General features: G+C 71.8%; 18 protein-coding genes and 1 tRNA gene. 7 read left to right on the top strand and 12 right to left on the bottom strand.

Features of this window, described 5'->3' with window-relative positions:
• Positions 1 to 12 precede the first annotated feature (12 nt).
• Positions 13 to 3,678, top strand: a complete 3,666-nt coding sequence (locus HS104_09275) for a S8 family serine peptidase (GenBank protein ID MBE7480161.1) — start codon at positions 13 to 15, stop codon at positions 3,676 to 3,678.
• Between the two features lie 175 nt (positions 3,679 to 3,853).
• Here HS104_09275 and HS104_09270 read toward each other — a convergent pair whose 3' ends face one another.
• Genes HS104_09270 through HS104_09240 form a run of 7 tightly spaced genes read right to left on the bottom strand, consistent with a single transcriptional unit; the run spans position 3,854 to position 9,955 of the window.
• Positions 3,854 to 4,381 (bottom strand): hypothetical protein, encoded by a 528-nt coding sequence (locus HS104_09270; GenBank protein ID MBE7480160.1) that lies wholly within the window; start codon positions 4,379 to 4,381, stop codon positions 3,854 to 3,856.
• The gene (locus tag HS104_09265; protein ID MBE7480159.1) at positions 4,378 to 5,496 is read right to left on the bottom strand and encodes a VWA domain-containing protein; all 1,119 of its coding nucleotides are present in this window, start codon (positions 5,494 to 5,496) and stop codon (positions 4,378 to 4,380) included. Before HS104_09265 ends, HS104_09270 begins: the two co-directional genes overlap by 4 nt.
• Positions 5,497 to 5,506: 10 nt before the next feature.
• Positions 5,507 to 5,998 (bottom strand): alpha/beta hydrolase, encoded by a 492-nt coding sequence (locus HS104_09260; protein ID MBE7480158.1) that lies wholly within the window; start codon positions 5,996 to 5,998, stop codon positions 5,507 to 5,509.
• Complete coding sequence (locus tag HS104_09255; protein MBE7480157.1) at positions 5,995 to 6,900, bottom strand: hypothetical protein; 906 nt, start codon at positions 6,898 to 6,900, stop codon at positions 5,995 to 5,997. Before HS104_09255 ends, HS104_09260 begins: the two co-directional genes overlap by 4 nt.
• Complete coding sequence (locus HS104_09250; protein ID MBE7480156.1) at positions 6,897 to 8,219, bottom strand: CBS domain-containing protein; 1,323 nt, start codon at positions 8,217 to 8,219, stop codon at positions 6,897 to 6,899. The genes HS104_09255 and HS104_09250 overlap by 4 nt, the downstream gene beginning before the upstream one ends.
• A 21-nt stretch (positions 8,220 to 8,240) precedes the next feature.
• On the bottom strand, positions 8,241 to 9,254 hold the full coding sequence (locus tag HS104_09245; protein ID MBE7480155.1) for an S-adenosylmethionine:tRNA ribosyltransferase-isomerase: 1,014 nt from the start codon (positions 9,252 to 9,254) through the stop codon (positions 8,241 to 8,243).
• The gene (locus HS104_09240; protein ID MBE7480154.1) at positions 9,251 to 9,955 is read right to left on the bottom strand and encodes an SDR family oxidoreductase; all 705 of its coding nucleotides are present in this window, start codon (positions 9,953 to 9,955) and stop codon (positions 9,251 to 9,253) included. The genes HS104_09245 and HS104_09240 overlap by 4 nt, the downstream gene beginning before the upstream one ends.
• A gap of 83 nt (positions 9,956 to 10,038) precedes the next feature.
• On the opposite strand from HS104_09240, the gene HS104_09235 reads away from it, so the two are divergent.
• Positions 10,039 to 10,593 carry a helix-turn-helix transcriptional regulator gene (locus tag HS104_09235; GenBank protein MBE7480153.1) on the top strand — a complete coding sequence of 185 codons (555 nt, stop codon included), beginning with the start codon at positions 10,039 to 10,041 and terminating at the stop codon, positions 10,591 to 10,593.
• Here the strand turns inward: HS104_09235 and HS104_09230 are convergent.
• The 3 genes from HS104_09230 to HS104_09220 all read right to left on the bottom strand — a co-directional run bounded on the left by HS104_09230 (position 10,560) and on the right by HS104_09220 (position 13,309).
• Positions 10,560 to 10,721 (bottom strand): hypothetical protein, encoded by a 162-nt coding sequence (locus HS104_09230; GenBank protein ID MBE7480152.1) that lies wholly within the window; start codon positions 10,719 to 10,721, stop codon positions 10,560 to 10,562. The two genes, HS104_09235 and HS104_09230, sit on opposite strands and share 34 nt — an antisense overlap.
• Before the next feature lie 44 nt (positions 10,722 to 10,765).
• Positions 10,766 to 11,047 carry a hypothetical protein gene (locus HS104_09225; protein MBE7480151.1) on the bottom strand — a complete coding sequence of 94 codons (282 nt, stop codon included), beginning with the start codon at positions 11,045 to 11,047 and terminating at the stop codon, positions 10,766 to 10,768.
• Between the two features lie 1,305 nt (positions 11,048 to 12,352).
• A complete protein-coding gene (locus HS104_09220; GenBank protein ID MBE7480150.1) occupies positions 12,353 to 13,309 on the bottom strand; it encodes a sigma-70 family RNA polymerase sigma factor in 957 nt (318 codons plus the stop codon).
• Positions 13,310 to 13,476: 167 nt separating this feature from the next.
• On the opposite strand from HS104_09220, the gene HS104_09215 reads away from it, so the two are divergent.
• On the top strand, positions 13,477 to 14,529 hold the full coding sequence (locus HS104_09215) for a hypothetical protein (GenBank protein MBE7480149.1): 1,053 nt from the start codon (positions 13,477 to 13,479) through the stop codon (positions 14,527 to 14,529).
• A gap of 1 nt (position 14,530) precedes the next feature.
• Here HS104_09215 and HS104_09210 read toward each other — a convergent pair whose 3' ends face one another.
• Together HS104_09210 and HS104_09205 are read right to left on the bottom strand one after the other, a co-directional pair.
• Entirely contained in the window at positions 14,531 to 18,985 is a 4,455-nt protein-coding gene (locus HS104_09210) for a DEAD/DEAH box helicase (GenBank protein MBE7480148.1), read from the bottom strand.
• A 4-nt stretch (positions 18,986 to 18,989) separates the two neighbouring features.
• On the bottom strand, positions 18,990 to 20,342 hold the full coding sequence (locus HS104_09205) for a thioredoxin family protein (protein MBE7480147.1): 1,353 nt from the start codon (positions 20,340 to 20,342) through the stop codon (positions 18,990 to 18,992).
• Positions 20,343 to 20,510: 168 nt separating this feature from the next.
• Between HS104_09205 and HS104_09200 the strand changes: the two genes are divergently transcribed.
• The 4 genes from HS104_09200 (at position 20,511) to HS104_09185 (ending at position 23,785) form a co-directional block, all read left to right on the top strand.
• Entirely contained in the window at positions 20,511 to 20,822 is a 312-nt protein-coding gene (locus HS104_09200; protein MBE7480146.1) for a hypothetical protein, read from the top strand.
• Positions 20,823 to 20,825: 3 nt separating this feature from the next.
• Positions 20,826 to 22,205 (top strand): phenylacetate--CoA ligase family protein, encoded by a 1,380-nt coding sequence (locus HS104_09195; GenBank protein MBE7480145.1) that lies wholly within the window; start codon positions 20,826 to 20,828, stop codon positions 22,203 to 22,205.
• Positions 22,206 to 22,255: 50 nt separating this feature from the next.
• Positions 22,256 to 22,339: transfer RNA gene (locus HS104_09190), tRNA-Leu, on the top strand.
• Between the two features lie 447 nt (positions 22,340 to 22,786).
• Complete coding sequence (locus HS104_09185; protein ID MBE7480144.1) at positions 22,787 to 23,785, top strand: hypothetical protein; 999 nt, start codon at positions 22,787 to 22,789, stop codon at positions 23,783 to 23,785.
• The last annotated feature ends 979 nt before the right edge of the window (positions 23,786 to 24,764 follow it).

Raw genomic sequence — 24,764 nt, 5'->3', positions numbered from 1 at the left:
TACCGCCTCGCCATGCGCCGACTCCGGACCGCCCTCCCCCTCGCCCTCGCCCTCGCCGCCGGAGCCTGCGCCGACGCCCCGCCGAGGGAGCCCGTGACCCGCTCGGCCGCGGCGCTGGGCGGCCCGCGCGCCGCCTACTACGTGGTGCTGACGGGCGCGCCGGCGGTGGCGCGCATCCCGGCTGGGGTCGATCCCCGCTCCGACGAAGCTGCGCACGTCGCCCAAGCACGCCTGCGCGAGCTCGACACCCAACACGCCGCGCTCCGGCCGGAGCTCGAGCAGCACGGCGCCGTGGTGATCGCGGAGATGTCGCGGCTCGCCAACGTGATCCAGGTCCTGGCCACGAAGCAGCAGGTGGAGCGGATCCGACGTCTCCCCGGGGTGAGCCGCGTGGAAGAGGTGCCGCTGGTCTACCCGACCCTCGCGTCGCTCATCCCGGTGGTCGGCGCGCCCACCGCCTGGGCCATGACCACGCCGCTGCAAGGCGACGGGGTAACGATCGGGATCATCGACTCGGGCCTCGACTACACCCACGCCCACTTCGGCGGCCCCGGCACGGCGGCCGCTTACACCAGCAACAACTCGACGCTGATCGAGGCGGGCACGTTCCCCACCGCGCGCGTGTTCGGCGGCTGGGATTTCGTCGGGGACGACTACAACCCCACCACCAACAACGACGTGCCCGCACCGGACCCCGATCCGCTCGACTGCACCAAGCCCGAAAACACCGTCGTCGCCGGCGGGCACGGCACCCACGTGGCCGGGATCGCGGCGGGGAACGGCGTCGCCAAGAACGGCTCTGCCTACCTCGGGCCCTACGAGGTCAGCTTCAACCCCACGGCCTTCAAGATCGCGCCGGGCGTCGCGCCCAAGTCCAAGCTCTTCGCGCTGCGCGTGTTCGGCTGCGACGGCGCGACCACGATGCTCGGCTCGGCGCTGGAGCGCGCGGCGGATCCGAACCAGGATGGCAACTTCACCGATCGCCTGGACGTCGTGAACGGCTCCCTCGGCACCGGCTACGCGCTGAGCTCGCCGATCACCGGCGAGCTGGTGGCGAACCTGACCAAGGTCGGCACGCTGGTGGTCGCCGCCGCCGGCAACGACGGCCAGACCTTCTTCGCCACGGGCTCGCCGGGCTCCGTCCCGGAGGTCTTGAGCGTGGCGGCCAGCGCGGACAACGAGTTCTTCGCGCTCAGCATCACCTCGACCTCGTCGGGCGCCGCGAAGTACGCCGCGGCTGAGGGCGGCTTCAGCAAGCTCTTGAACGACAACGGTCCGCTGAGCGGCGAGCTGGTCGCGACCCAGCCCGCGAACGGCTGCACGAGCTTCTCGAACGCCGCCCAGGTCGCCGGCAAGATCGCGCTCATCGACCGCGGCACCTGCCCGTTCGTGCAAAAATTCCAGAACGCTCTCGGCGCCGGGGCGCTCGCGGTCGTGATCGTGGACGACGAGGACGAGCTCTTGCCGTTCGCCATGGGCGGCGGCGATCCGGGCTCGGTGCCGATCCCGGGCGTGATGATCCGCATGGCCGACGGCCAGACCGTCAAGCAACTCCTGGCGCAAGGCAGCGTCACCGCCGGCCTCGATCCGAGCGACAAGTACACCGGCGTCGGGGCGGAGCTCCTGGCGAACTTCAGCTCCCGCGGCCCGAGCGCGACCGACGGGCGGCTGAAGCCGGAGATCGCCGCGCCCGGCTTCTCCATCGACTCGGCTCGGGTCGGCTCCGGCAACGAGGCGCGGCGCTCGCAGGGCACGAGCCAGGCCTCCCCGGTGGTGACGGGCGCGGCAGCCTTGGTGCGGCAAGCGCGCCCCGGCTACTCGCCGATGGAGGTCAAGGCCGCGCTGATGAACAGCACGGAGCCGCTCTTCGACCTGACGTCGCAGCTCTATCAGACGTCGATCGTCGGCAGCGGACGCGTGGCCGTCGAGCGCGCCGTCGCGCAGCTGATCACGGCCGGCGCCGACGTCGCCGCCGGCGAGATCGGCGTGGCCTTCGGCGCGGTGGTCAGCGACGTGCCGACCAGCGTCGAGCGCAGCATCACGCTGACCAACCATCACCCGAGCGCCGAAGCGGTGCTCGATGCCGAGGTGAAGCCCACCCACTCCCTGCCCGGCGTGACCGTGACGGTGGAGCCAGCGCAGGTGAAGATCCCCGCGGGCCAGAGCGCCAGCGTGAAGCTCGTGCTCGCGCTCGATCCGGTCGCCCTCGGCGGACCCGGCCCGGACCCCGGGACGGCGCCCATTCAGAGCCAGACGCCTCGACAGTACTTGAACGAGGCCAGCGGCAACGTGCGCTTCTCGCACGGCGCCCCCGGCGCCGAGGACGTGCAGGTGCCGTATCACGCCAGCCTGCGAGCCGCCGCCAAGCGCCAGGCCAACGCCTCGAAGAGCTGCGGCTCGCTCGGCTCCACGGTGGACGTCGAGCTGGAAGGCGACTCGGCTCACCCGAACCCGGTGGTGACGGCGTTCCAGCTCGGCATCCTCGACGACGAGCACAGCGACTCGGCCACCGATCCGGCGGTCGCCACGGTAGACCTCCGCGCCATCGGCGCGGCGACGGATCTGGCGACGGCCGCGAGCTTCGACGACGCGCAGGTCTTCTTCGCGGTGGCGGTGACCGGTCAATGGACCACGCCCGCTCGCGGACCGCTCAGCGTCGTCAACGTCGAGATCGACTCCGACAACGACGGCAGCTCCGACTACGAGGTGCGCGCCGAGCCGCGCAACAAGCAGTTCGGATACCGCGACGCCCTCGCCTCCGCGACCTACAAGAAGGGCAGCGAGCAGCGCCTGCGCCGCCTGCCGCTCAACCTGGTCACGCCGGACGTCGCTCAGACGCACCCGTTCAACAACTCCGTGCTGGTGTTCACCGCGCTGCTCAGCGACCTCGGATTGACGGAGGACAGCGCGGCGTTCTCCTATTTCGCGGGCAGCGAGAACCCGGCGAAGCTCCTGGTCGGCGAGGAGACGGGCTGGGCCACCTTCGACGCCAAGAAGCCGCTGCTCGACGCCGCTCCGCACGGCAAGGACGGCCTGCCGCTGTTCATCGGGCCCGGGCCGGTGAAGGTGAACGTCTCGCCGGAGGGCCGCGCGGGCCAGGGACCGCTCGATCTCCTGCTCCTGCACCACACCAACGTCCAGGGCTCGCGCTTCCAGGTGGTGAGCCTGACGCCAGGCGCGCCCGGAAACCTGACCCTCGCGGCCAGCGCCGGCGAGGGCGTCACCGCGGGAGAGACCGCGGAGATTTCGTTCACCGTCACGAACACCGGCGCCGAGCCTGCGCCCAGCGTGAAGCTCTCCGGCAGCGTCAGCGACGCCAGCCTGGTGTCGGCCAGCGCGAGCGCCGGCTCCTGCGCCACGGGCGAGGCGCTCGACTGCGATCTCGGTGAGATCGCCGCCGGTGCGAGCGTCAGCGTGAGCGCGGTGGTGCGCGGGGCTGCCGACAAACCGTCCGTCGTGGCCAGCGCCAGCCTCGAGGGCGACCTGGGCTGCGAGTCCACGACCGACGACAACTCTGCGCAGGTCACCCTGGCGATCACCGACAAACCCAAGGCGCCCGAGCTCCGCGCCGCCGGCGGCTGCGACTGCCGGGCTGCGGCTCCCAGCGGAACGACTCCATGGGGCTGGCTGTCGCTGGCGGTCGCCGGTCTCTGGGGCCTCCGCCGTCGCTGCACCTGACTCGGGTTTCGCGCTTTCGCGCCCCGCGTTTGCGGCCGCGCTCCTGCTTCTTAGTACTCGTCGAGACCCGCTCAGGAAGCGCTCGGCGAATACCTCCACCTGACGACGGAGTGCGCCGGCCTCGCCGGCATTCTCGTGGGTCTCGACCTCAGTGGCAGATCGCGATCTGCTCGTGTCAAGACGGCGAGAAGTCGAGCCTGAGCTTGGCGAGCTCCGCCTCGGCGGCGAGACGCGCGCGAGACGCCTGCCCGAGCGCCTCGAGGGCCTGCTCGAGCGCGCGCCGCGCCCCTGCGATCTGCGCGTCGGCGGCGCGGATCTCTTCTCCCGCGCCCTCGACGCCGGCTCGCGCGGCATCGAGCTCCGCGCGCACGTCGACCGTCCTCGGCTCCGTCAGCGCGGGACCCGGATCCACGCCACGCTCCCGGAGGAACGCGGCGCGCTCGGCCTCGATGCGCTCGACGTCCGCTCGCCTCGCCTCCGGATCCTGGCGCTCCTGCACCTTCCCGAGCGCCTCCAGGTGCCGCACCAGGTTCACGTGCGCGCCGAGCTTCTGTGACGCCGCCTCCCTCGAGGCCTGGGCGCGGACGAGGCCGACCTCTGCGTGGTGCTTGTCCGCCAGCGCTCGTGCTTCGCGCGCGTGGGCCTCTTGGAGGAGCTCGAGGGCGATCTCTCGGGGATCGCGCCGCTCGCGGTAGCCGCTCATTTCACGCGCGTGATGCAGCCGAGCTGAACCTCGATCTTCGCCGTGTAGTCCTGCTTCACCTTCGCGCAGGTGCTCGGGCAGAGCACGATCTTCTTCGGGGTCGTGCTCGTGTAGTACCAGTCGCCGCCGGCGTTGCAGTCCTGGGTCTGGAACAATTTCTGCGAGCTGCCACTGCCGGGGGTCAGCACGACGTTGACCATGTTGTAGGCGATCTCGCCCTTCTGCACCTTCTCCGGGATCTCGTACTCGCAGGGCAGCGCCTGCCCGCGCACCTTGGCCAGCGCGTCCTGGAACTCCTTCTGCACGTTGGTGTTCGAGACCAGGATCGCGCTCGTGCTGCCGCCGGCTTGCGCCACGGCGTTCGCGAAGGCCTGATCCACCCCGGGCAGACCGATCACGTAGGTCGAGACCGGCGGGTTGAAGGCGAGGCCCGTGGCCGCCAGCTTGGCGATCTCGGAGGTCAGCGTCGGATCGACGCCCTGGCAGGTGGCCGCCGGGCCCTGGGGCACGCCGTCCGTCACCAGGAGCACCGCGGAGGTGTGGCCCGGGTTGTTCTGCGCGAGCTCGATGCCCTTCAGGATGGCGCCGCCGAGCGCCGGGTAGACCGGAGTGCTCAGCCCGTCGGGCGTCGCCGCTGCGAGGGCAGCCTCGATCGCGCTGGCGTTGCCCGGCAGGATCGCGAACGGCGTATCGGTGATCGAATACGCCTGCTGATCGCAGGCGGGCGTCGCGTCCGGCGCGCGCGGGAAGAACTTCAGGCCGACGTACACGCCGGCGGAGGCTTGGTCCTTGACGAACGCGGTGAGCCCCGCCTTCGCCGCATCCCACTTGAAGCCGAGCATGCTGCTCGACTTGTCCATGGCGATGAACAGGTGGAGCGGCGTGCTGGTCCCTTGCTCGGAGGTGTAGAAGCAGCCGCCGTCCGGATCGATGGCGTCGTTGACGCCGGTGTCGTTCAGGCCGCCGCCGCTGCCCGACGTCGAGCCGAAGCCGACGAGCCCGCCGCTGCCGGAGCTGCCACCCGACCCGCCGGAGCCGGGGGCTTCGTCCGCCTCGGAACCGCAGGCGAAGAACGCCGCACCGGCCCCGACCAGTGCCAAGACGCGCCAATCCATACCCGCGAGCTTAGCCGCGATCGCTCCCAGCTCCCAGGGCCCGCACGAAATCCGCGAGAGCATCGCCCTCGAGCAGCGATCCGAGACGGTGCTCGTCGTCCACCTCGACCAGCCGGACCAGCGCCGGGCTACCCGTCCGGGCGAGCGCGCGGCTCCACTCGATGGGGCAGATCTCGTCGCGCGTACCGTGCACCAGGGTCACGCGAACACCGTCCGGGATCCGGCCCTCGACGCCGAAGTGCCCGACCGCCGGCGCGAGCAAGAGGGTAGGCCCCCGCCAAAGCCCGCGCTGCATGAGCGCCAGCGCCACCGCCCCGCCGAACGACGAGCCCACCAGCACTTCTGGTCGGTGCTCCTGCACAGCGGCGGCCTGCGTCGCGACCGCGCCCTCGAAGTCTCCGGTGTCCATCCCAGGTGCCCTGAGCTCGAAGTGGCGCCCGAGGTACTTCGCCTTGGCGCCGGTGGGGCTGCCCTCGAGGCCGTGGATCAGCTGCACCTTCACGGGGCGCGCTCTTCGAACGTCGCAGCGCCGGCGACGAAGCGCAGCGGCACGATTCCCGTCGGACCGGTGTGGTTCTTCTTCACCACCAGCTCGACCGGACGCGCGCCGAGCGTGAGCTGGCGCTCGTTCAGCGGCGACCCCGAGGTATCCACGCCGCGGAGCTCGGCGCTGATGGTGGCTGCCGGCGCCACCAGCTCCATGTGCCGAGCCTGAGCGGTGACCAGCACGGCGCAACCGCCCTCGGCGATGCGGCGGAGCTCGAGCGCGACCTCGCTCACGCGGTTCTCCAGGCTGGAGTTCGCATGTCCGGCGCGCGTCGCGTCGCCGCCCACCGATGCGCTGAAGGCCTCGATGCCGTCGAGCACCAGCACCACGCGCTCGTGGCGCGCCCAGAGCTGCGCGGCGACCGCGGCGATCGAGGCCGTGGCCTCGAAGGGCTCGCTGCGGTGGACGTGGAACATGCTGCCCACCTTCTTCACCACCGTCTCCACCGCCGCGCTCACCGCGCCGTGCGTGGCCTCGTCCTGCCAGGCCTGGCCGGTCCAGAGGGCGCCGTAGCTCACCTTGCTGTCCGGGTGATCCCGGTGCAAGGCCCGGGTGGCGAGCCGGGCCACGACCTCCGTCTCGTCGAGCACGGGGCTCGCGAACACGGTGGCGGCCCGGGCCCGCGCCGCCATGTACGCCACCAGGAGCGCGAAGGCCGTCTTGCCCACGCCCGGCTGCCCCGCGATGGCGAACAGCGTCCCGGTGCGGAGCCCGCCGGCCAGCATGCGATCCAGGATGGGCAAGCCCGTGGCCGTCGCCGGGTGCAGCGCGCCCATGCGCGTGGTCACGTCGACCTGCATGCTGGCGAGCGACTGCGGCGCGCGGCGAGAAGGCGGGAGATCCGACGGCGTGGTCACCCCGGCAGGATAGGCCGCGAGTCCTCGCCGTACAACATGCGCCTGAGATCGGAGCGGGTGACGATGCCGACGAGCTGGCCATCTCTCAAGACCGGGAGCCGCCCCACGTCGTGCTCCTGCATCAGCTCGAGCGCGCGCTCCGGCGCCGCTTCGGCGTCGATGGTATGGAGCGCGTGGCTCATGGAGCTCGACACCGGCAGGTTCAACCTGCCGTCGCGCTCGGCGCGCTCCACGTCGCGGCGCGACACGATCCCCACCAGCGTTCCGTCGCGGACCACCGGGACGCCCGTGTGACGCCAGGTGGCGAGGGAGCGGGCGACCTCGTGGAAGGGCAGCGACGGCGGCACCGTGCGCACAGGGCTCGACATCAGCTCCGCGACCCGACGCGCCTTCGGCGGGTGGGCGCGCACGCTCTGGCGCAGCTCCTCCAGCACCGCCAGCGAGTCCCCGCGCCTCAGCATGCCGGAGGCAGCCCCCGGATGGCCTCCGCCGCCGACCTCCGAGACCCGAGCGCCAGCGTCCACCAGCGGCGAGCGCGAGCGCGCCACGACCTGCACCCGCTTGTCCCCCACCCCGAACACCGCGAACACCGCGGCGTGGCCCGACAGGTTGGTGAGCTCGGTGATCACCTCGGCGAAGCCGTCCACTGCCCGAGCCAGATCCCGGTGCACGAAGGCGATCTCCAGGTGCCCGACGCGCTCGGCCTCGAGCGCGCCGAGCAGATCGGCGAGCAGCGCCCGCTGCTCCACGGAGAACGCGGGTCTGAGATAGCGGCTCATCACCGGCAAACGCGCGCCTTGCTCGAGCAGCCGCGCGAGCGCCCGGGCGTCCCGCGCCGTCGTGCCGGAGTAGGTGAGCGAGCCAGTGTCGGCGTGGATGCCGAGCGAGAGCAGCGTCGCCTCCACCTCGTCGAGTTGCACGCCCTGCTCGTCCATCAGCTCGACCAGCAGCGTCGTCGCCGAGCCCACGGGCTCGACCACCACGCGATCGGCCCGGAGGTCGTCGTCCGCCGCGGGGTGATGGTCGTACACGGTGACCCTGACCTCACCCCGCTCGGCGCGCTCGATCACGCGGGAAAAGTCGCCGAGCCGGCTCTTCTTGCGGACGTCCACGACGATCAGGTGCTCTACGCTCTCGGGGTCGAGATCGGTGTAGAACGAGGTCGCGATGCGGTCGTCGTGCAGCGACAGATAGTCGCGGACCTCCCGGCCCAGACGCCTGCCGAGGACGATCACGGCGCCCGGATGGAGCTTCTGCGCGGCGACCGTGGCCGCCAGCGCGTCGAAGTCCGCCATGTCGTGCGTGACGATGATTTCCATCGCTCGGCCGCAGCGTATCACTCACGCCGCGCGGGCGTCGGAGCGGCTCGGCGGCAGGAGCAGCCACGAGTCCCCGAGCTCGTGCGCCAAGTAGCCCGCGCGCTCCGAGTGGGCGAACGCCTGCTCGAGCAGCGCCCTGGGAGCGAAGGCCTCGAGCAGCTCGAAGTGGCTGGTCCCGGGCTCGTGGACGCCGGTCAGGAGCCCGGTCACCACGCGCGGGACGTGGCTCCGGTCCAGTCGCAGCCGCGCGATCCCCGGCCCCGCTCGGAGCGCGCCGTGCTCCGCGAACGAGGCCTCGAGCGCGCGCACCACGCTGGTCCCGACCGCGATCAGCCGCCCCGCCCCGCGCACGAGCGCGAGCGTCCGCGCCGGGATCTCGTAGCGCTCCGGCAGCGGCAGCGACCCGTCGAGCGCCTCCGACCCCGTCGACGACAGCCCCGCGGCGTGGGTCAGCGTGGCGAGGCGGACGCCGCGGCGCGCGAGCCCGCTGAGGATCCCGAAGGAGAGCGGCCGGCCGGCGCTGGGCATCTCGACGGCCCAGGGCCGCGCGGCGAAGCGACTCTGCACGTGCCAGAGGGCCAAGTCGCCGACCAGATACGAGTACTGCACGGGGCGCCCGCTCGAGTACAGGCCGCGGTAGAGCGCTGCGCCCTCTTCCGCGAAGCGCAGCCGGACCAGGCGCTCGCTCTCGACCTGCTCCACCCGCGCCGAGAGCGCAGCGAAGTCGAGGCGATCGCCGGGCGCGAGGACCGGCGCGGGGCTTCGCCGCTCGGTCGGCGTGCGCCAGCTGCCGGCCCCGAACACCACCGCCAGGGCGCGGGAGCCGTCGAGACCCGTGAGGCGGGCCTCGAGTCGCTCGCCACGCGCCGTCACGCCGCGTAGCGCTGCCGGCAGCGTCGCGGCGTCGTTCAGCACCAGGACGTCGCCGGGACCGAGCAGCGACCGCAGCTCGCCGAGGCGCGTGTCACGGAGTGGATCCACGACCAGGAGACGCTCGGCCTCTGGCGACGAGCGCGGCCAGGTTGCGGGCCTCATGCGACCTCCAAACGCGCGCCATTCGCCGGGGCCCGTCCGAGCAAGCTCAGAACACGCTCGGCGACCGCCTCCGGCCGCGCGAGCGCGGCGCGATCCGCGTCGGGCAGAGCGGCGGCGTGCATCTCCGTGTCCATCTCGCCGGGATCGATGCTCACGAAGCGCACCCCCAGCTCGCCGAGCTCCACCGCGAACAGCCGGCTCAGGTGATCGAGCGCAGCCTTCGACACCGAATACGCGCCCCAGCCCTCGTAGGCGCCGACGGCCGCGTCGGAGCTCACGTGCACCACCAGCCCCTCCCCGCGCACCGCCATCGCGCCGGCGACGGCCTTGGTCAAACGGAACGGCCCGAGCAGGTTCACGCCCAGCACGCGCTCGAAGTCTTCGCAGTCGGTGTCCAGCAAGTGCCTGAGCGGGGTCGGCCCGAGGGTGCTGGCGTTGTGGATCAGCACGTCGATGGGTCCGACCAGCGCTTGGGCCGCGCCCGCGAGCGGGTAGATCGCGTGCTTGTCGGCGACGTCCGCCGGAAGCGCGTGGGCCTCGCCGCCCTCGGCACGGATCCCCGCGACGACCTGGTCGAGCTCCGCCTCGCCCCGCGCCACCGCCACCACCCGCGCCCCGCGCTTGGCGAAGCCCCGCGCCAGCGCCGCGCCCAACCCGCGGCTCGCCCCCGTGATCAGCACTGCCTTGCCTTCGAGCACCATGGACCTACCTCCTGGCTCCCAGTCTGGGGCGGCCCTGAGATTCTGCTGTCACTCTTGCCAATGCATTGGCAGAATGCTCCGCGATGGGCGACGACCTGGCCTCCCGGCTGGCCGAGAACGTGAAGCAGCTGCGCCAGGCCCGCGGCATGACCCAGGCGCAGGTCTCGAAGCTCGCCGGCTTGCCTCGCGCGACCTGGGCGAACTTGGAGTCGGGCCTCGCCAACCCCACCCTGGCCGTGCTGCACGGCGTCGCCGCCGCCCTCGAGGTCCCGCTCGAGGAGCTGGTCGCCGCGCCGCGCGCGGACGTGGCGCTCTACCCGAAGGGTACGCTGCCGAGCCGAACGCGGGGCCGCGTCCTCGTGCGCTCGCTCCTACCCGACAACCTGCCCAACACCCAGATCGAGCGGCTGGAGCTGCCCGCCGGCGCGCGCCTCAGCGGCGTGCCCCACACGCCCGGGACCCGCGAGTACCTGACCTGCGAGAGTGGTGAGCTCGACCTGACGGCCAGCGGCGAGACTCTGCGGCTCGCGCCCGGCGACGTCGCGGTCTTCCGGGGCGACCAGAAGCACTCCTACGCGAACCCCGGAAGCAAGGCGGCCATCGGCTACTCGGTGGTGCTCTTGAAGCCGGGACGGTAGCTCAAAGGGCTCCCCCGCACGCCGAACCGCACGCCGAACCGCACGCCGAACCGCACGCCGAACCGCACGCCGAACCGCACGCCGAACCGCACGCCGAACCGCACGCCGAACCGCACGCCGAACCGCACACTTCGCTCTCGCCAGCCTCTCCCCCGCGGGCCGAGCCGCACGCTCAACCGCACACTTCGCTCGCGCGGGCCCCCCGTGCACACCCAGCGCGCACTTCGCTCCCGCGCGACTCCCCCGTGAACACCGAGCGCGCGTTTCGCTCTCGCAAGCCTCTCCCCCGCGGGCCGAACCGCACGCCGAACCGCACGCCGAACCGCACGCCGAACCGCACGCCGAACCGCACGCCGAACCGCACGCCGAACCGCACGCCGAACCGCACGCCGAACCGCACGCCGAACCGCACGCCGAACCGCACGCCGAACCGCACGCCGAACCGCACGCTCAACCGCACACTTCGCTCGCGCGGGCCCCCCGTGCACACCCAGCGCGCACTTCGCTCCCGCGCGACTCCCCCGTGAACACCGAGCGCGCGTTTCGCTCTCGCAAGCCTCTCCCCCGCGGGCCGAACCGCACGCCGAACCGCACGCCGAACCGCACGCTCAACCGCACACTTCGCTCGCGCGGGCCCCCCGTGCACACCCAGCGCGCACTTCGCTCCCGCGCGACTCCCCCGTGAACACCGAGCGCGCGTTTCGCTCTCGCAAGCCTCTCCCCCGCGGGCCGAACCGCACGCCGAACCGCACGCCGAACCGCACGCCGAACCGCACGCCGAACCGCACGCTCAACCGCACACTTCGCTCGCGCGGCCCCCCCGAGCACACCCAGCGCGCACTTCGCTCCCGCGCGACTCCCCCGTGAACACCGAGCGCGCGTTTCGCTCTCGCAAGCCTCTCCCCCGCGGGCCGAACCGCACGCCGAACCGCACGCTCAACCGCACGCCGAACCGCACGCCGAACCGCACGCCGAACCGCACGCCGAACCGCACGCTCAACCGCACGCCGAACCGCACGCCGAACCGCACGCCGAACCGCACGCTCAACCGCACACTTCGCTCGCGCGGGCCCCCCGTGCACACCCAGCGCGCACTTCGCTCCCGCGCGACTCCCCCGTGAACACCGAGCGCGCGTTTCGCTCTCGCAAGCCTCTCCCCCGCGGGCCGAACCGCACGCCGAACCGCACGCTCAACCGCACACTTCGCTCGCGCGGCCCCCCCGTGCACACCCAGCGCGCACTTCGCTCCCGCGCGACTCCCCCGTGAACACCGAGCGCGCGTTTCGCTCTCGCAAGCCTCTCCCCCGCGGGCCGAACCGCACGCCGAACCGCACGCTCAACCGCACGCCGAACCGCACGCCGAACCGCACGTTCAACCGCACACTTCGCTCGCGCGGGCCCCCCGTGCACACCCAGCGCGCACTTCGCTCCCGCGCGACTCCCCCGTGAACACCGAGCGCGCGTTTCGCTCTCGCAAGCCTCTCCCCCGCGGGCCGAACCGCACGCCGAACCGCACGCTCAACCGCACACTTCGCTCGCGCGGCCCCCCCGTGCACACCCAGCGCGCACTTCGCTCCCGCAAGCCTCTCCCCCGCGGGCCGAACCGCACGCTCAACCGCACGCTCAACCGCACGCCGAACCGCACGCCGAACCGCACGCTCAACCGCACACTTCGCTCGCGCGGCCCCCCCGTGCACACCGGGCCTCACTCTTCTGGTTGCGCGGTCAGATGGAGGCGCAATCGCTCCCTGAAAGTCGGTCAGCCCGGCAGGTCACCGATCATCTCCCGGATCCTGTTCACGAAGCGCTCGCTCGGCTCGGCGTCGCTCGCGCCCAGCGCTGCGGCGAACGCCGTCGGCGGCGCGGCGATCTCCAGGGCCGGCCCGGCGAAGAAGTCGCGCACGCGACCGATGAAGCCGCCAGCCTTCGCCGCGCTGCGCGCGGGAGCTCCCGCCAACGGCGGCGGCGGCGGCGCGCCGGTCGGGTAGGGCGCACCGGGCGCGGGCGGCGGCGCTCCGCGCGGCGGTGGCGCATCGGCGCGGGGGCGCCGCGAGCGCGGGCGCGGGGCCGCGGACGCCGGCGGGATGTGCGCGGGGGCGCGCGGGCGTGCCGCGCCTTCGGGCAACGACGCGCGCGGCGCTGGGGCCGCTTCGCCGAGCTCGCGCTGCTCGAGCCGCTCGCGCATCTTGGTGAGCGCGCGCGACAGGCGCATGCGCACCGTGCCTTCGCGCAGTCCGAAAACGCTGGCGAGCTCCGGGTACTCGAGCCCGTGAGCGAAGCGCAGCACGACCAGCGCGCGCTCGTTCTCTCCGAGCTCGCCCAGGGCGGCATCCACGTCGCCGCGCCGGCCGAGCAGCTCCGCCGGCAGCGGTGCGTCGTCGGAGAACAGATCCGGCTCGTTCGACTCGTCGGCGTCGTCCCAGGGCTCGCGCTGGGTGCGCCGCAGGTGATCGATGCAGCGGTTGCGGGCGATGCTGAGCAGCCAGGTGCGCGGCGCCGCCTCGGCGCGGTAACCCCGAATGTTCGTGAACGCCTGGGCGAACACGTCCTGCGCCAAGTCTTCCGCCAGCTCGCGCTCACGCACCATGCTGCGGCAAAGACCGATCACGTCTCGGGCGTAGCGCGCCACCAGCCACTCGCCGGCGCGGCGCAAATCGCCCTCTGCGAGCAGAAGAGAGAACTCTCGGGCCGGCGCCGGGGCGTCCACGGAGAGCACTAGACGACGGAGCGCCGGATCTGTCACACCCCGCGCGATTCGCCCCGACCGCGCGCTGCGATTTCGAGCACTTGCGCGAATGACGGGGAACCCCGGTGACGGGCTGGGGGCGGGGCCCGTCGGTTCTCGGGAGAGGCCACGAAGGCCCTCGTGAAGGAGACACGAAGATGAAGCTCGACGTTCAGGTGAAGAACGACTGCGTGTCGTTCGGCGACGATTTCAGCATCCGCTTCCAGCGCACGCTGCGCATCCCGGACGACGGGCGCACCTACCCCTTGCCCCCCGGACTCGGCGCCTTCCCCGTGCGTCGCGTGGACGACTACAAGGACCGCGTCCCGGCGGAGTGGGTCGAGCAGGGCGGCGTCTTCTTGCCGATGTACCAGCGCGAGGCGATGTGGCTCTCGTTCGGCAGCCTGGTCCCCCACGCGGTGAAGATCGCCGTGGGCAAGGTCTGCGCGCTCACCGGCAAGAGCTGGTCCGAGAGCCTGCACGAAGCTCCGCAGGACTACCTGGTCGCGCCGCCGCAACCTTGGCTCGACGGCATCGCGGTGGGCGACGGACGCATCAAGCAGTTCATCGCGATGCCCCTCGGCATGGGCTACACCGTCGAGGGCCAGGTCACCGGCGAGGAACGCTTCGGCGGGATCCAGATCAAGGTCCACGCACCGAAGGCCGGTCGCTTCCGCAAGGTCACCCCGCCCGCTCCGACGGGGACCTTGTACGAGTCTCTCGGCGCCTGCCCCCCTCCCCCGTGCTGCGCCGCACCCGCGCCCGCCGGCCCGTACCGCAGCTCCTCCGCGCCGAAGGGCGGTCGCGCTCGCGGCGCCGGCTCGATGGGGCTCGCCGCCGGCGGCAGCATGGAGCAGAAGGTCTATCCCGATCCGCATGGCATCGACAGCTGGGATCTGGAGCGGAGCGCGCGTGTGTTCGTGCACATCGTCAACAGCGAGCTGTGGCGCGAGATCACCGGTGAGCGGCCGCCGGAGTCGCCGGTCACCGCCAAGGAGTACAAGAAGCACGGCCTGCCCTGGTTCGAGCTCTACGACGAGCACCTGCCCACGCTCGGCGGGACTTCGGCGCTGAAGCAGGTGAAGAGCGTGAAGGAGCTCGATCAGGACAAGAGCGCGCTTCCGCTCCAGGACGACGACAGCGTCGAGCCCGGCGTGGTGAAGAAGCTCTACCTGATGGCCAAGCACATGGTCCGCGACGGACAGTGGTGAGTCACGACGACTCGAGCTCGGCGCCGATCGGAGCGCGCCCGGCGGCCCGCGCGTGCAGGCCGCCGCTCGACGGGCTGAAGCCTGCGTCGGTGAAATACGGCGCGAGCGCGGAGTGCTCCGCGGGCGCGCCGTCGATCTCGGCGATCAGGAGCGCGCGCCGCCCGCGCCCGAACAGGTCGAAGAGCGCCCGCCCGAGGGCGCGTGCCGAGAGGGTGCGCTCCGGATCGCGCTCGGGCAGGTAGGTGAAGAGCCGCGCGTCGCCCCGCGCCAGGTAGCCGACCAGCGCACCGTCGAACAGGACGACGCTCGCGCCCGCGGCCCGCGCGGGCCGCAACGCCTCGCCGCGGTCGGGCCAGGGGATCACCGCGCCGTAGGGATTCGCCGGGTCCGTCGCCGCGAGCACATGCGCGCGCGGGCGCTCACCGGGCGCGCGCAGGCTGCGCAGGCGATCTTCGGCGCCGGGCCGCGCGAACTGCGTGCCGCCGAGCCCGGCCACGAAGTAGCCGCGCCGCACGCGACCGCGTTCCTCCAGCTGCTTCAGCACGTCGTAGACCAGTGAGAACCCGCCGGCGAGGCCCTCGGAGTGGACCGCCTCTCGGGTCAAGACGCCGTGGCGCTCGAGCAGCGACTCCGCCAGCCCGAGGCGTCGCTCCGTCTCCGAGCGCGCGCCGACCGGCGGCAGGAGCGACCAGCGCCCCTCGCTGCCCGGCGGTCCCAGCCGGTGCGAGCGCCGCGTCGCGATGCGCTGGCGCCGGCCCTTGTTCGGGTCGTCGGCGAGCCGCGAGCGCAGGGGCCCCAGCGTGTCGTTCGTCACCTCGCCCGCCCAGACCATGTCCCAGAGCGCGTCGAACACCTCGGGCGCGAAGCCGCCGCTCGACGCGACCAGATCCTGGAAGAACGAGGCCCCGCGGTTCGCGATGTGCTCGCGCAGCTTCGCCGCCAGCTCCCCCTCGACGCGCCCGGGCTCCGGCGCGAGCAGCGCGTATTGATCGGCGAAGTAGAAGGCGACGCGCCCGTCCTTGTCGCCGATGGGCTCGAGCCCGCGCCACACCAGCTCGCCGCTCGCGCACAGTTGATCCAAGAGGGCGCTCGAGTAGCCCGCGAGCCGAGCCGGCAAGATCTCGCTCTCGACGACCGAGGCCACCAGCGGCGCGCCCTGCAGGCGCTCGAGCACCGTGGCCAGCGAGTCGGGGCCGACCGCGTGCCGGCCGAGCTCGTGCCACTCGCAGAGGAACCGGCCCAGCGTCGCGCCGTCGACGGGCTCGATCTGGTGCCGCAGCTTGGCCAGCGAGCGCCGCTTGAGCAGGCGCAGGACCTCCGCGTCGCAGAGCTCGCGCCCACGGCCGCCGGGCAGAAACTCGCCCTCCACCACGCGCCCCTGAGCGATCAGGCGCCCGAACGCCTCGCGCACCGGATCTGCGCCGATGCCGAAGCGACGCGCCACCGCCTCGGCCAGGAAAGGCGTGTGCGTGCGGGCGTAGCGCGAGCACAGATCGCCGAGGGCGTCCGCCACGGGCTCGAGGAACGTGCTCGGCACCCCCACGGGGGGCACCGCCCCGAGCGCGTCGCGCAGCCGCGCCATGTCCTCGACCGCAGCCAGACGCCGCTCCCCGCCGACGGCCAGCTCGAACACGCGGCGCTCCCGCGACAGCTCGCCGACCAGCGCCCCGAGCTCCGCGCCCGCCGCCGCCCTCTGGCCGAGCTCCGAGTGCGAGAGCGGGCCGAGGGCGAGCAGCAGGTCGTGCAGCTGATCGGCGTGCGCCACGTTGGGCAGCGCCAGGCGCTGGAGCTCCCGCTCCGTGGTCTCGATGGCCTCGGCGTCGAGCAGCTCCCGGAGCTCCGCCTCGCCGAGCAGCTCCCGGAGCTCCGCCTGGTCGATGCTCAGCGCCCGCGCCCGGCGCTCGGCCAGCGGCGCGTCACCGTCGTAGATGAAGTTGCCGACGTAGGAGAAGAGCAGCGCCGAGGCGAAGGGCGAGGCCCGGCGCGTGTCCACGGTGTGCACGCGGACGCGGCGCGAGGCGATGCGGCGGAGCAGCTCCGCCAGCGCGGGCACGTCGAACACGTCGCGCAGGCACTCGCGATAGGTCTCGAGCAGGATCGGGAAGCTGCCGTAGCGGGCCGCGACCGAGAGCAGATCCGCAGCCCGCTTGCGCTGCGCCCAGAGCGGGCTGCGCTTGCCCGGGTGGCGCCGCGGCAGGAGCAGCGCGCGCGCCGCGTTCTCGCGGAAGCGCGCGGCGAAGAGCGAGCTTTGGCCCAGGCTCTTCACCAAGAGATCCTCGACCTCGTCCGCGCTCGGGATCAGCGCCGCCACGTCCGGAGGCGCATCGCTCTCCGGAAAGCGAAACACGATGCCGTCGTCCGACCAGATGCTCTCGATCTCGGCGGCGCTCTGCTGCCGGAAGCGCTCCACCATGCAGAGCGAGAGCGGCGCGTGCACCCGCGAGCCGAGCGGGCTCAGGAGGCAAACACGGTAGTCGCCGATCTCGTCCACGAAACGCTCGACGACCAGGTGCTCGTCGCTCGGCACGACGCCGGTGGCTTCGTGCTGATCGGCGACGTAGGCCGTGAGGTTCGTCGCGGCCTTCTCGTCCAGGGCGTGCTCGGACACGAGCCGCGCCGCCGCGTCGCCCTCGGGATCGCCGAGCTCCCGGCAAAGCGCGCCCATCGCGTAGCCGAGCTCCGGCGAACGTCCGGGGCGGTCCCCGTGCCAGAACGGCATGCGGCCCGGCTCCCCCGGCGCCGGCGTGACCAGCACGCGGTCGTGGCTGATGTCGTCGATGCGCCAGGACGACGCGCCGAGCACGAACACGTCCCCGGGTCGCGACTCGAACACCATCTCCTCGTCCAGCTCGCCGACCCGCACGGGCTTGTCCTCGGTGCCGGCCAGGAACACGCCGTACAGGCCCCGATCGGGGATGGTGCCGGCGTTGACCACGGCCAGACGCTTGGCGCCGCGGCGCGCGCGCAACACTCCGCCGACGCGATCCCAGGTCAGGCGCGGGCGGAGCTCCGCGAACTCGTCGGACGGATAGCGCCCGGCCAGCATGTCGAGCACGCCCTCGAAGGAGCCACGCGGCAGCTCGGCGAACGGCGCCGCGCGCCGCACCAGCGAGAACACCTCGTCCACGCTGACCGCGTCCATGCTGGCGATCGCCACGAGCTGCTGCGCCAGCACGTCGAGCGGGTTGCGGAGGTAAGCCGTGGGCTCGACCTTGCCCAGAACCATGCGCGGCACCGCGGCCGCACAGGCCAGGAGATCGCCCCGGTACTTCGGCACGATCACGCCCTTGGACGGCGCGCCCACCTGGTGCCCGGCGCGGCCGATGCGCTGGATCCCAGAGGCGACCGAAGGTGGCGCCTCGATCTGGATCACCAGATCGACCGCGCCCATGTCGATGCCGAGCTCGAGGGAGCTGGTGGCGACGATGGCCGGTAGCTTGCCTGCCTTCAGCCGGTCTTCGATCTCGCGGCGCCTCTCCTTGGCGACGGAGCCGTGGTGCGCCAGCGCCAAGGTCTCCCCCGCGGTCTCGTTCAGCGCGCCGGCCAAGCGCTCCGCCAGGCGCCGGTTGTTCACGAAGATCATCGTGGAGCGGTGCGCCCGCACGAGCTCGACCAGGCGCGGGTAGATCGAGGGCCAGATCGACGGATCGCCGTCCTCCGCCACGCCGCGCAGGCGCGCCATGTCCTCGATGGGCACCTCCACGCGAAGCTCGAGCTGCTTGCCCGCCGACGCATCCACGATCTCGACGGGCCGAGGCGTCCAGCCCTCGCCCGCAGGTTCTCCGCCGCCGAGCAGGCGCGCGATCTCCTCGAGCGGGCGCTGCGTCGCGGACAACCCGATGCGCTGGAGCGGCGGGCGGCCCGCGCGCAGCGCTTCGAGCCGCTCCAGCGACAGGAACAGGTGGCTCCCGCGCTTGGTCGCGGCCAGCGAGTGGATCTCGTCCACGATCACCGAGTCCACGCTCGCCAGGCGCGCCCGTGCCTCGCTGGTGAGCAAGAGGTACAGCGACTCCGGCGTCGTGATCAGGATGTCCGCCGGCGCCCGGGCGAAGGCGCTGCGCTCCTTGGCGGGCGTGTCTCCGGTGCGCACCGCGACGGCGAGCTCGCGGCACGGCACGCCGAGCCGCTGGCTGACCGCCCGGATCCCGGCGATGGGCGCCCGCAGGTTCTTCTCGATGTCGGCGGCCAGCGCCTTGAGCGGCGAGACGTAGAGCACGCCGAGACGCTCCTTCTTCGGCGGCTCCGTCCGGAACGCCAGTCGATCGAGCGCTGCCAAGAACGCAGCCAGCGTCTTGCCCGAGCCGGTCGGCGCCAGGAGCAGCGCCGAGCGCCCCTCGACGATTGGTTTCCAGCCGCGTTCCTGCACGCGCGTCGGCGCCCCGAGCGCCTCTTCGAACCAGACGCGCACGGGCTCGTGGAATCGAGCGAGCGGAGCCTTCGACACGGGGCCGATCAGCGTATCACTTCGACTGGAGCAGCGGCATGAGCTCCCGCTCCAGATCTTCCAGGGTCGTCACGGTCGCGCGCCGCTTGCCGGAGCCGTCGAAGATCCAGAGCTGCGGCAGGCTGTTCTCCTTCGGCAGGTGCTCGACGGCCGCCCGCGAGTCGAAGTCCGGCACCTCTACCCGGCGCACCGCCAGGTTCGGGTGCTTCGCCGCGAGATGATCGAGCCGCGCGTCGATGTGCTTGCACGGGTGGCACCAGGTCGCCCAGAAGTCGACGACGGTGACCTTCCCGGGCGCGAGCGCCTGGCTCAGCACGAAGCTCTCCCCTCCGCGGGCCGCGTCGCGCACGTCCCCCGCCTTGGCGGGCTCTTCCCCGTGGTCGTGCTCGTCTGCGTGCTCGTCTGCGTGCTCGTCACCGTGCTCGTGCCCGCTCTCACCCTCGTGGTCGTGCTCGTCCTCGCCACCGCCGCCGCCGAACGACACGCTGAGCGACGCCATCAGCGAGAACGTCTCGCTGATCTGCTGTCCCTGCACCTGGGTGTGGACCGGCACCCGCCCGCCCACGCCGAACGCGACGCGCTCGCTCGCGCGCACGCTGGCCGACGCCGTCGCGAACACCGCGCGGCCGCCCGAGTTCAGGATGCGGCCCTCGACCTCCTCCTCCGAGTGCGGTCGCACCTGGAGGAGCCCGCCGGCGCTCACCACCAGCCACGGCACGGGTACCGCGAGCGCGTCGAGCCCCATCAGGTACGTGCCCCCCATGGTGAGCCCCGACTCGCTCGCGCCGAAGGGCTCGCGCGCGGAGACGCTGGGTGAAACTCCGAAGTAGCGCGAAGCGAACTGCGTGAGCCGCAGCTCGGCGCTGCCGCTGTACGCCCCGTAGCCAATCGCCAGGATGTTCGGCGGCACGCTGCCGTGCCCATCATCGGTGTGCCCGGGATCCTCCTCGCCGATGGTGCCCTGGCGCCCGGTGGGCAGCCCGAGCCCCAGCCGGAGCGTCAGGCTCGGCTGGTACCCGCCAGCGCCCCAGACGGCCGCGAAGTCGTAGCTCGCGCCGAGCTCCAGATCGCCGAAGCCGGACAGCCGTCGGGTGGGCTCTCCATGGCCGGGCTCGACCCAGATGGTGCCCGCCGGCAGCGCCAGGTCGGCCGCGAAGCCCTGGCCGAAGTAGTGCCGCAGCGACAGCTGCGTGATGAAGGCGTCGAGCTCCGGCTCATCCTCGTGGACCTTCTCGCTGCCGCGGTACTCGTCGGCGAAGCGCGCATAGGAGAACGCGAGCCCGAGCTGAGTCAGGCTCGCGGGCAGCGCTTCGCGCGCGCCGAGCTGCAGGTTGAGAGCGGACCCCCCGACCGGGAGGTTCGGATTCACTCAAGCCGTTCAGGTGGCGAAGGCTGGCGCCCAGACCAGCAGCGCCGCCACTCCACCCGCGATGGCCACGAATACGTGCTTCAAAACCCGCTGCTTCTAAGGCTCTCCCCCCGAAGGCGCAAGCGTCGATTGCGGACCACCTGGGACTGTGGGATGGCAACCGGCGGGATGGGACTCTCGCTCCGCGCGCTGATCGCCTGGATGACGCTGACGGCGTCGGCGCTCGCGCAGGGGGCGCCGCCGCGGATGGATCCGCCACCCGCCCAGGAGCCCGCGCCTCCCGAGCGCCACGGCGCCAAGGCGAAACACGCCGGCACGGCGACGACCAAGGCGAAGCCGAAGGCGAAAGCCAAGGCGAAAGCCAAGGCGAAGCCCAAGCCCAAACCGGCGCTCGCGCACAAACCCAAGCCCAAACCCAAGAAGCCGCTCGCCGCGAAGCCGAAGGCCAAGCCCAAGAAGCCGGCGACCCGGCGCAGCTGACGCATGCTCGGCGCCTGGCTCGAGCGCGCTCGGAACATCGGCTGGGCCCTGGCCAATCAGCGCGCCCATGACGCCCGCACGCGTCTTCCCCGCCCGGATCTCGAGGCGCTCCAGCGTGCCCGCGTCCGCGAGCTCGTCTCCTACGCGAGAGCCCACTCCAGGTTCTACCGCGACCTCTACGGTACGGCCGAGCTCGAGCTCGGCGAGCTGCCGGTCGTGACCAAGGACATGATGATGGCGTCGTTCGACGACTTCGTCACCGACCCACGCCTCCGGCTCGACGCGCTCCTCTCTCACGTGCAAGGCGTCGAAGGCGACGACCGCTACCAAGGCGAGTTCCGGGTGATGGCCTCGAGCGGCAGCTCGGGCAGGAGCGCGGTCTACGTCTACGACCGCGCCGCCTGGCGTGAGCTCGTCGCTGCCAGCCTGCGCATGGGCACGATGGGTGGCCTCGCGCCGCGCCTGCCGCGCCGCACGCGCATCGCCACGGTGGCGGCCCCGAACGGCAAGCACATGACCTTCCGCGGCGGGGCCTCGATGGACGTCGGCCTCTACCGAACGCGGCGTTTCTCCGTGCTCTCGCCGCTCTCGGAGATCACGCGCGGGCTCGACGAATACCAGCCGGATTTCCTGTTCGGTTACCCTTCGGCCCTCGCGCGCCTGGCGGAGGAACAGCTGGACGGTCGCTTGCACATCGCGCCCCGGGCGGTGACCACGTCGAGCGAGGTGCGCACCCCGGAGATGACCGAGCGCATGCAGCGCGCGTGGGGCATCACGCCCTTCAACTGCCTCGGGCTGACCGAGACCGGCATCACCGCGATGGACTGTGCCGAGCACCGCGGCCTGCACCTGTTCGAGGATCTCTGCATCTACGAGGTGGTGGACGCGGAGAACCGCCCGGTACCGAGCGGGCACCCAGGCGCCAAGGTGCTGGTGACCAACCTCTACAACCGCGTCCAGCCCATCATCCGCTTCGAGGTGAGCGACTTGGTCACGGTGGAGGACGACCCTTGCCCCTGCGGTCGGACCCTGCGGCGCATCGTCGCCCTCGACGGCCGCAGCGACGACATCCTCGAGCTCCCCGGGCCCTCCGGTCCCGTGCGCGTCTTCCCATTCACGCTGCGGAGCGCCATCGGCAAAGAAGAGTCCGTGGTCGAGTACCGCATCACCCAGGACCAAGCCGGGCTGACCGTGGAGGTCGTCCTCGGCCAGAGCGCCCCGCACGACGCCGCCGCGCGCGTCGAGCAGGCGCTCGCTGCCGCCCTTCGGGCCGAAGGCTCGACCGCCACGGTCCGCGTGCTCCCGGTCCCGGCAATTCCGCGGGAAACCGGCGCAGGAAAGCTGAAACACGTGCGAGCGCTCGGGCGGGCGAGGCCGGCTTGAACTCCTCGCTTGCACCAGTCCCCACGAGTGAGCTAGATCCGCGGCCCCTCGCGAAGGTGGCGGAACTGGCAGACGCGCTGGATTCAGGTTCCAGTCCTAGTAATAGGGTGGAGGTTCAAGTCCTCTCCTTCGCACTGAATGATCTCGTGGTGATGCGCGACGCTGAGTGAGCGTCGCGCTGAGACTGCCCCGGAATTCTGCCCCGAAACTCTGCTCGCGGGTCTGCACCGTGGTGCCGGCGCGACCCCTTTGTGGGGGGTCGCGCTGGAGGCGTCTTGGGGCATGCGAACGCGCCCCGCCTCTGTTGTCGCGCGCCGCTGCGCCCATGCAGTCGGTTCGCGCCGCCTGGATGAGCCCGGCGTCAGCGTGTGGCGCCGCGTCCTTACCCTGATGCCCACGACATCGCCACCACGACACGTGCAGACCGCCTCGAGCCCGAATCCAGGGACCGAAGCGGACAGCAGGGGCGGCCCCCGCGGGGAGACGCCCCCTCTGCCCTTGCGCCCGCCCTGCCTGCCAGCGATGGTTCTCGTGGCCCTCCTCGGATGCCTCTCCCCCCCTTTCCCCCGTATCCCCCGCCGGTGGACTTCGACCACCGTGGCCACTCCCGCGCCGCGGGGACATCCCCCGCGCGGCTGCTGGTGAGGCTGATGATGCTGGTACTTTGCGCGATGCTCCTGTCTCGCGTCGCTGTCGCCCAGAGCGCAGATGCGGGGAGGGCAGACGCCCTGTTCCGCGAGGGGCGCGCCCTAATGAAGAAGAACGACTTCGAGCCCGCCTGCCAGAAGTTCTCCGAGAGCCAACGACTCGACCCAGCCGCGGGCACCCTGGTGAATTTGAGCGAGTGCATGGAGGAGCGGGGACGCCTCGCAGACGCGATTCGGGCTCTGCGCGACGCGCTGACTTTGCTCAAGGCCGGCGACGACCGAATCCCGAAAGTGAGGCAGCAGATCGCCACGCTCAGCGGGCGGGTTCCGCGGCTCATCCTGAGGGTACCCCCTGACTCCCTAACGGGGACCAAAGTCTTTGTGGATGGCGTCGAGTACGACGCGGAAAGCTTGGGCGCCTCCATCGAGGTGAACCCGGGCGAGCACGTCGTGGAGCTCGCCGTCCCTGGGAAGCCACGGCAGCGCCGAGGCGTGGACGTGAAGGAGGGGCAAGAGCTCGACGTGGCCGCTGGCGACGCGGAGAAAAAGCCCGTCGAGCCTTCGGGGCGGAAGCCACCATATCGGACTCTGGGATACGTACTCGGTGGCGTCGGGCTGATCGCACTCGCGCTCGGCACCGGCTCATACCTCGAGTTCAGGGACACAGAGTCCGAGCGGGAGGGGATCTGCCCATCGGAGCAGAACTGCACGAAGGAGGAAATCGCACAAGACGCACGGCTCGAGCAGGATGCGGATGCCGTCGGGCGCCTCGCCGCAATCGAGATCGGAACGGGTCTGGTCGCCGTGGGCGCCGGAGTATTCCTTCTGGTGTACACGCCGAGCGGTGGAGATAAACGACGGGTGGGATCGGTCCGCGTGGCACCTGTCGTTGGTCGCTCCAACCTCAGCGCCGTCCTCGAGGGCACGTGGTAGCGCGGACTGTCGTAACGTGACTGCGTCAGCGATGGCCGTCGCATGCAGTAGCAGGGAGCGGGATCCTGCGTGGTTGGTCGCGTCGGATGACTGCACCCTGTGGCTGTCGAGCGACATGATCTACGAGGCATCCCGTGGCACCTGAGGCACCGGCACGGGTCGTCGCACGATGGGCCGCGCTGGTCGTGCTTGCGGCCCCAGCATGCAGCGCATCGGACCGCTCTCTCCAAGAAGGCGACGCGGGCGATGACGGTTGCGGTCCGCTGATGTTCAGGTCCGGAGCGATCTGCATCGACCAACGCCCAGCGCTGCTCGCCGACGGCTCTCAGGCGCCCGCGCTTTCATGGGATGCAGCCTCCGCCGCATGCGCTACTCGCGGGGCGCGGCTCTGCACGGAGGCGGAGCGCGAGGCGGCGTGCCCCGGCGGACCGGAGCCCTCGAATGGCGCCAACTACACCTTCTGCAACGGTCCGGCAGACACGTGGGAGTGGTCGAGCGCCGCCTGCTCGAGCGCGGGCCACTGTCGGTCGCCGTGCTGCAACGGGGGGTCGGCTTCTGGGTACGCCTGCAACTACGACGCGTGCGATCAGACTACGCCCGCGGCCAGCTACCATTGTTGCAGGACGTGGCCGTGATGAAGCTGCGGGGCGGCGGCGTGGGCACTTCGGTTGCCGCGCGAAGACCCGGAACTGGGAGACGTTGTGCTGAGACCAGGCATTCCGCGTTCGCCCCGAGAAGTCAGTGGCTTGCCGAGGAGCAACACCACCACCAATTGCTGGCGACGTACCCGTGACTCTCGCAACCGGTCATGGCGCTGCATTTCACCGGGCAGGAGCAGCAGAAGCTCTTGCTCGGCGGGCACAATTCCGGGTCGGCAGGGGCGCATTGTTGCGACTGCTTGTACGTGCACGTGCAGGGCGGACAGGTGGGCACGCCGGAGTCCACATCAGCACTCGCATCGGCGACGTCCACGGAAGCA

The organism is Polyangiaceae bacterium (genome assembly GCA_015075635.1).
Classification (GTDB): Bacteria; Myxococcota_A; Polyangia; order Polyangiales; family Polyangiaceae; genus JADJKB01.
This window is presented reverse-complemented; position numbering and strand designations above follow the sequence as displayed.

Excerpts from the sequence above, each read along its gene's own strand:
- HS104_09215 (MBE7480149.1), top strand. The coding sequence starts at position 13,477 with ATGAAGCTCGACGTTCAGGTGAAGAACGACTGCGTGTCGTTCGGCGAC.
- HS104_09235 (MBE7480153.1), top strand. The coding sequence starts at position 10,039 with ATGGGCGACGACCTGGCCTCCCGGCTGGCCGAGAACGTGAAGCAGCTG.
- HS104_09250 (MBE7480156.1), bottom strand. The coding sequence starts at position 8,219 with ATGGAAATCATCGTCACGCACGACATGGCGGACTTCGACGCGCTGGCG.
- HS104_09240 (MBE7480154.1), bottom strand. The coding sequence starts at position 9,955 with ATGGTGCTCGAAGGCAAGGCAGTGCTGATCACGGGGGCGAGCCGCGGG.
- HS104_09195 (MBE7480145.1), top strand. The coding sequence starts at position 20,826 with ATGCTCGGCGCCTGGCTCGAGCGCGCTCGGAACATCGGCTGGGCCCTG.
- HS104_09275 (MBE7480161.1), top strand. The coding sequence starts at position 13 with ATGCGCCGACTCCGGACCGCCCTCCCCCTCGCCCTCGCCCTCGCCGCC.
- HS104_09265 (MBE7480159.1), bottom strand. The coding sequence starts at position 5,496 with ATGGATTGGCGCGTCTTGGCACTGGTCGGGGCCGGTGCGGCGTTCTTC.
- HS104_09245 (MBE7480155.1), bottom strand. The coding sequence starts at position 9,254 with ATGAGGCCCGCAACCTGGCCGCGCTCGTCGCCAGAGGCCGAGCGTCTC.
- HS104_09270 (MBE7480160.1), bottom strand. The coding sequence starts at position 4,381 with ATGAGCGGCTACCGCGAGCGGCGCGATCCCCGAGAGATCGCCCTCGAG.
- HS104_09200 (MBE7480146.1), top strand. The coding sequence starts at position 20,511 with ATGGGACTCTCGCTCCGCGCGCTGATCGCCTGGATGACGCTGACGGCG.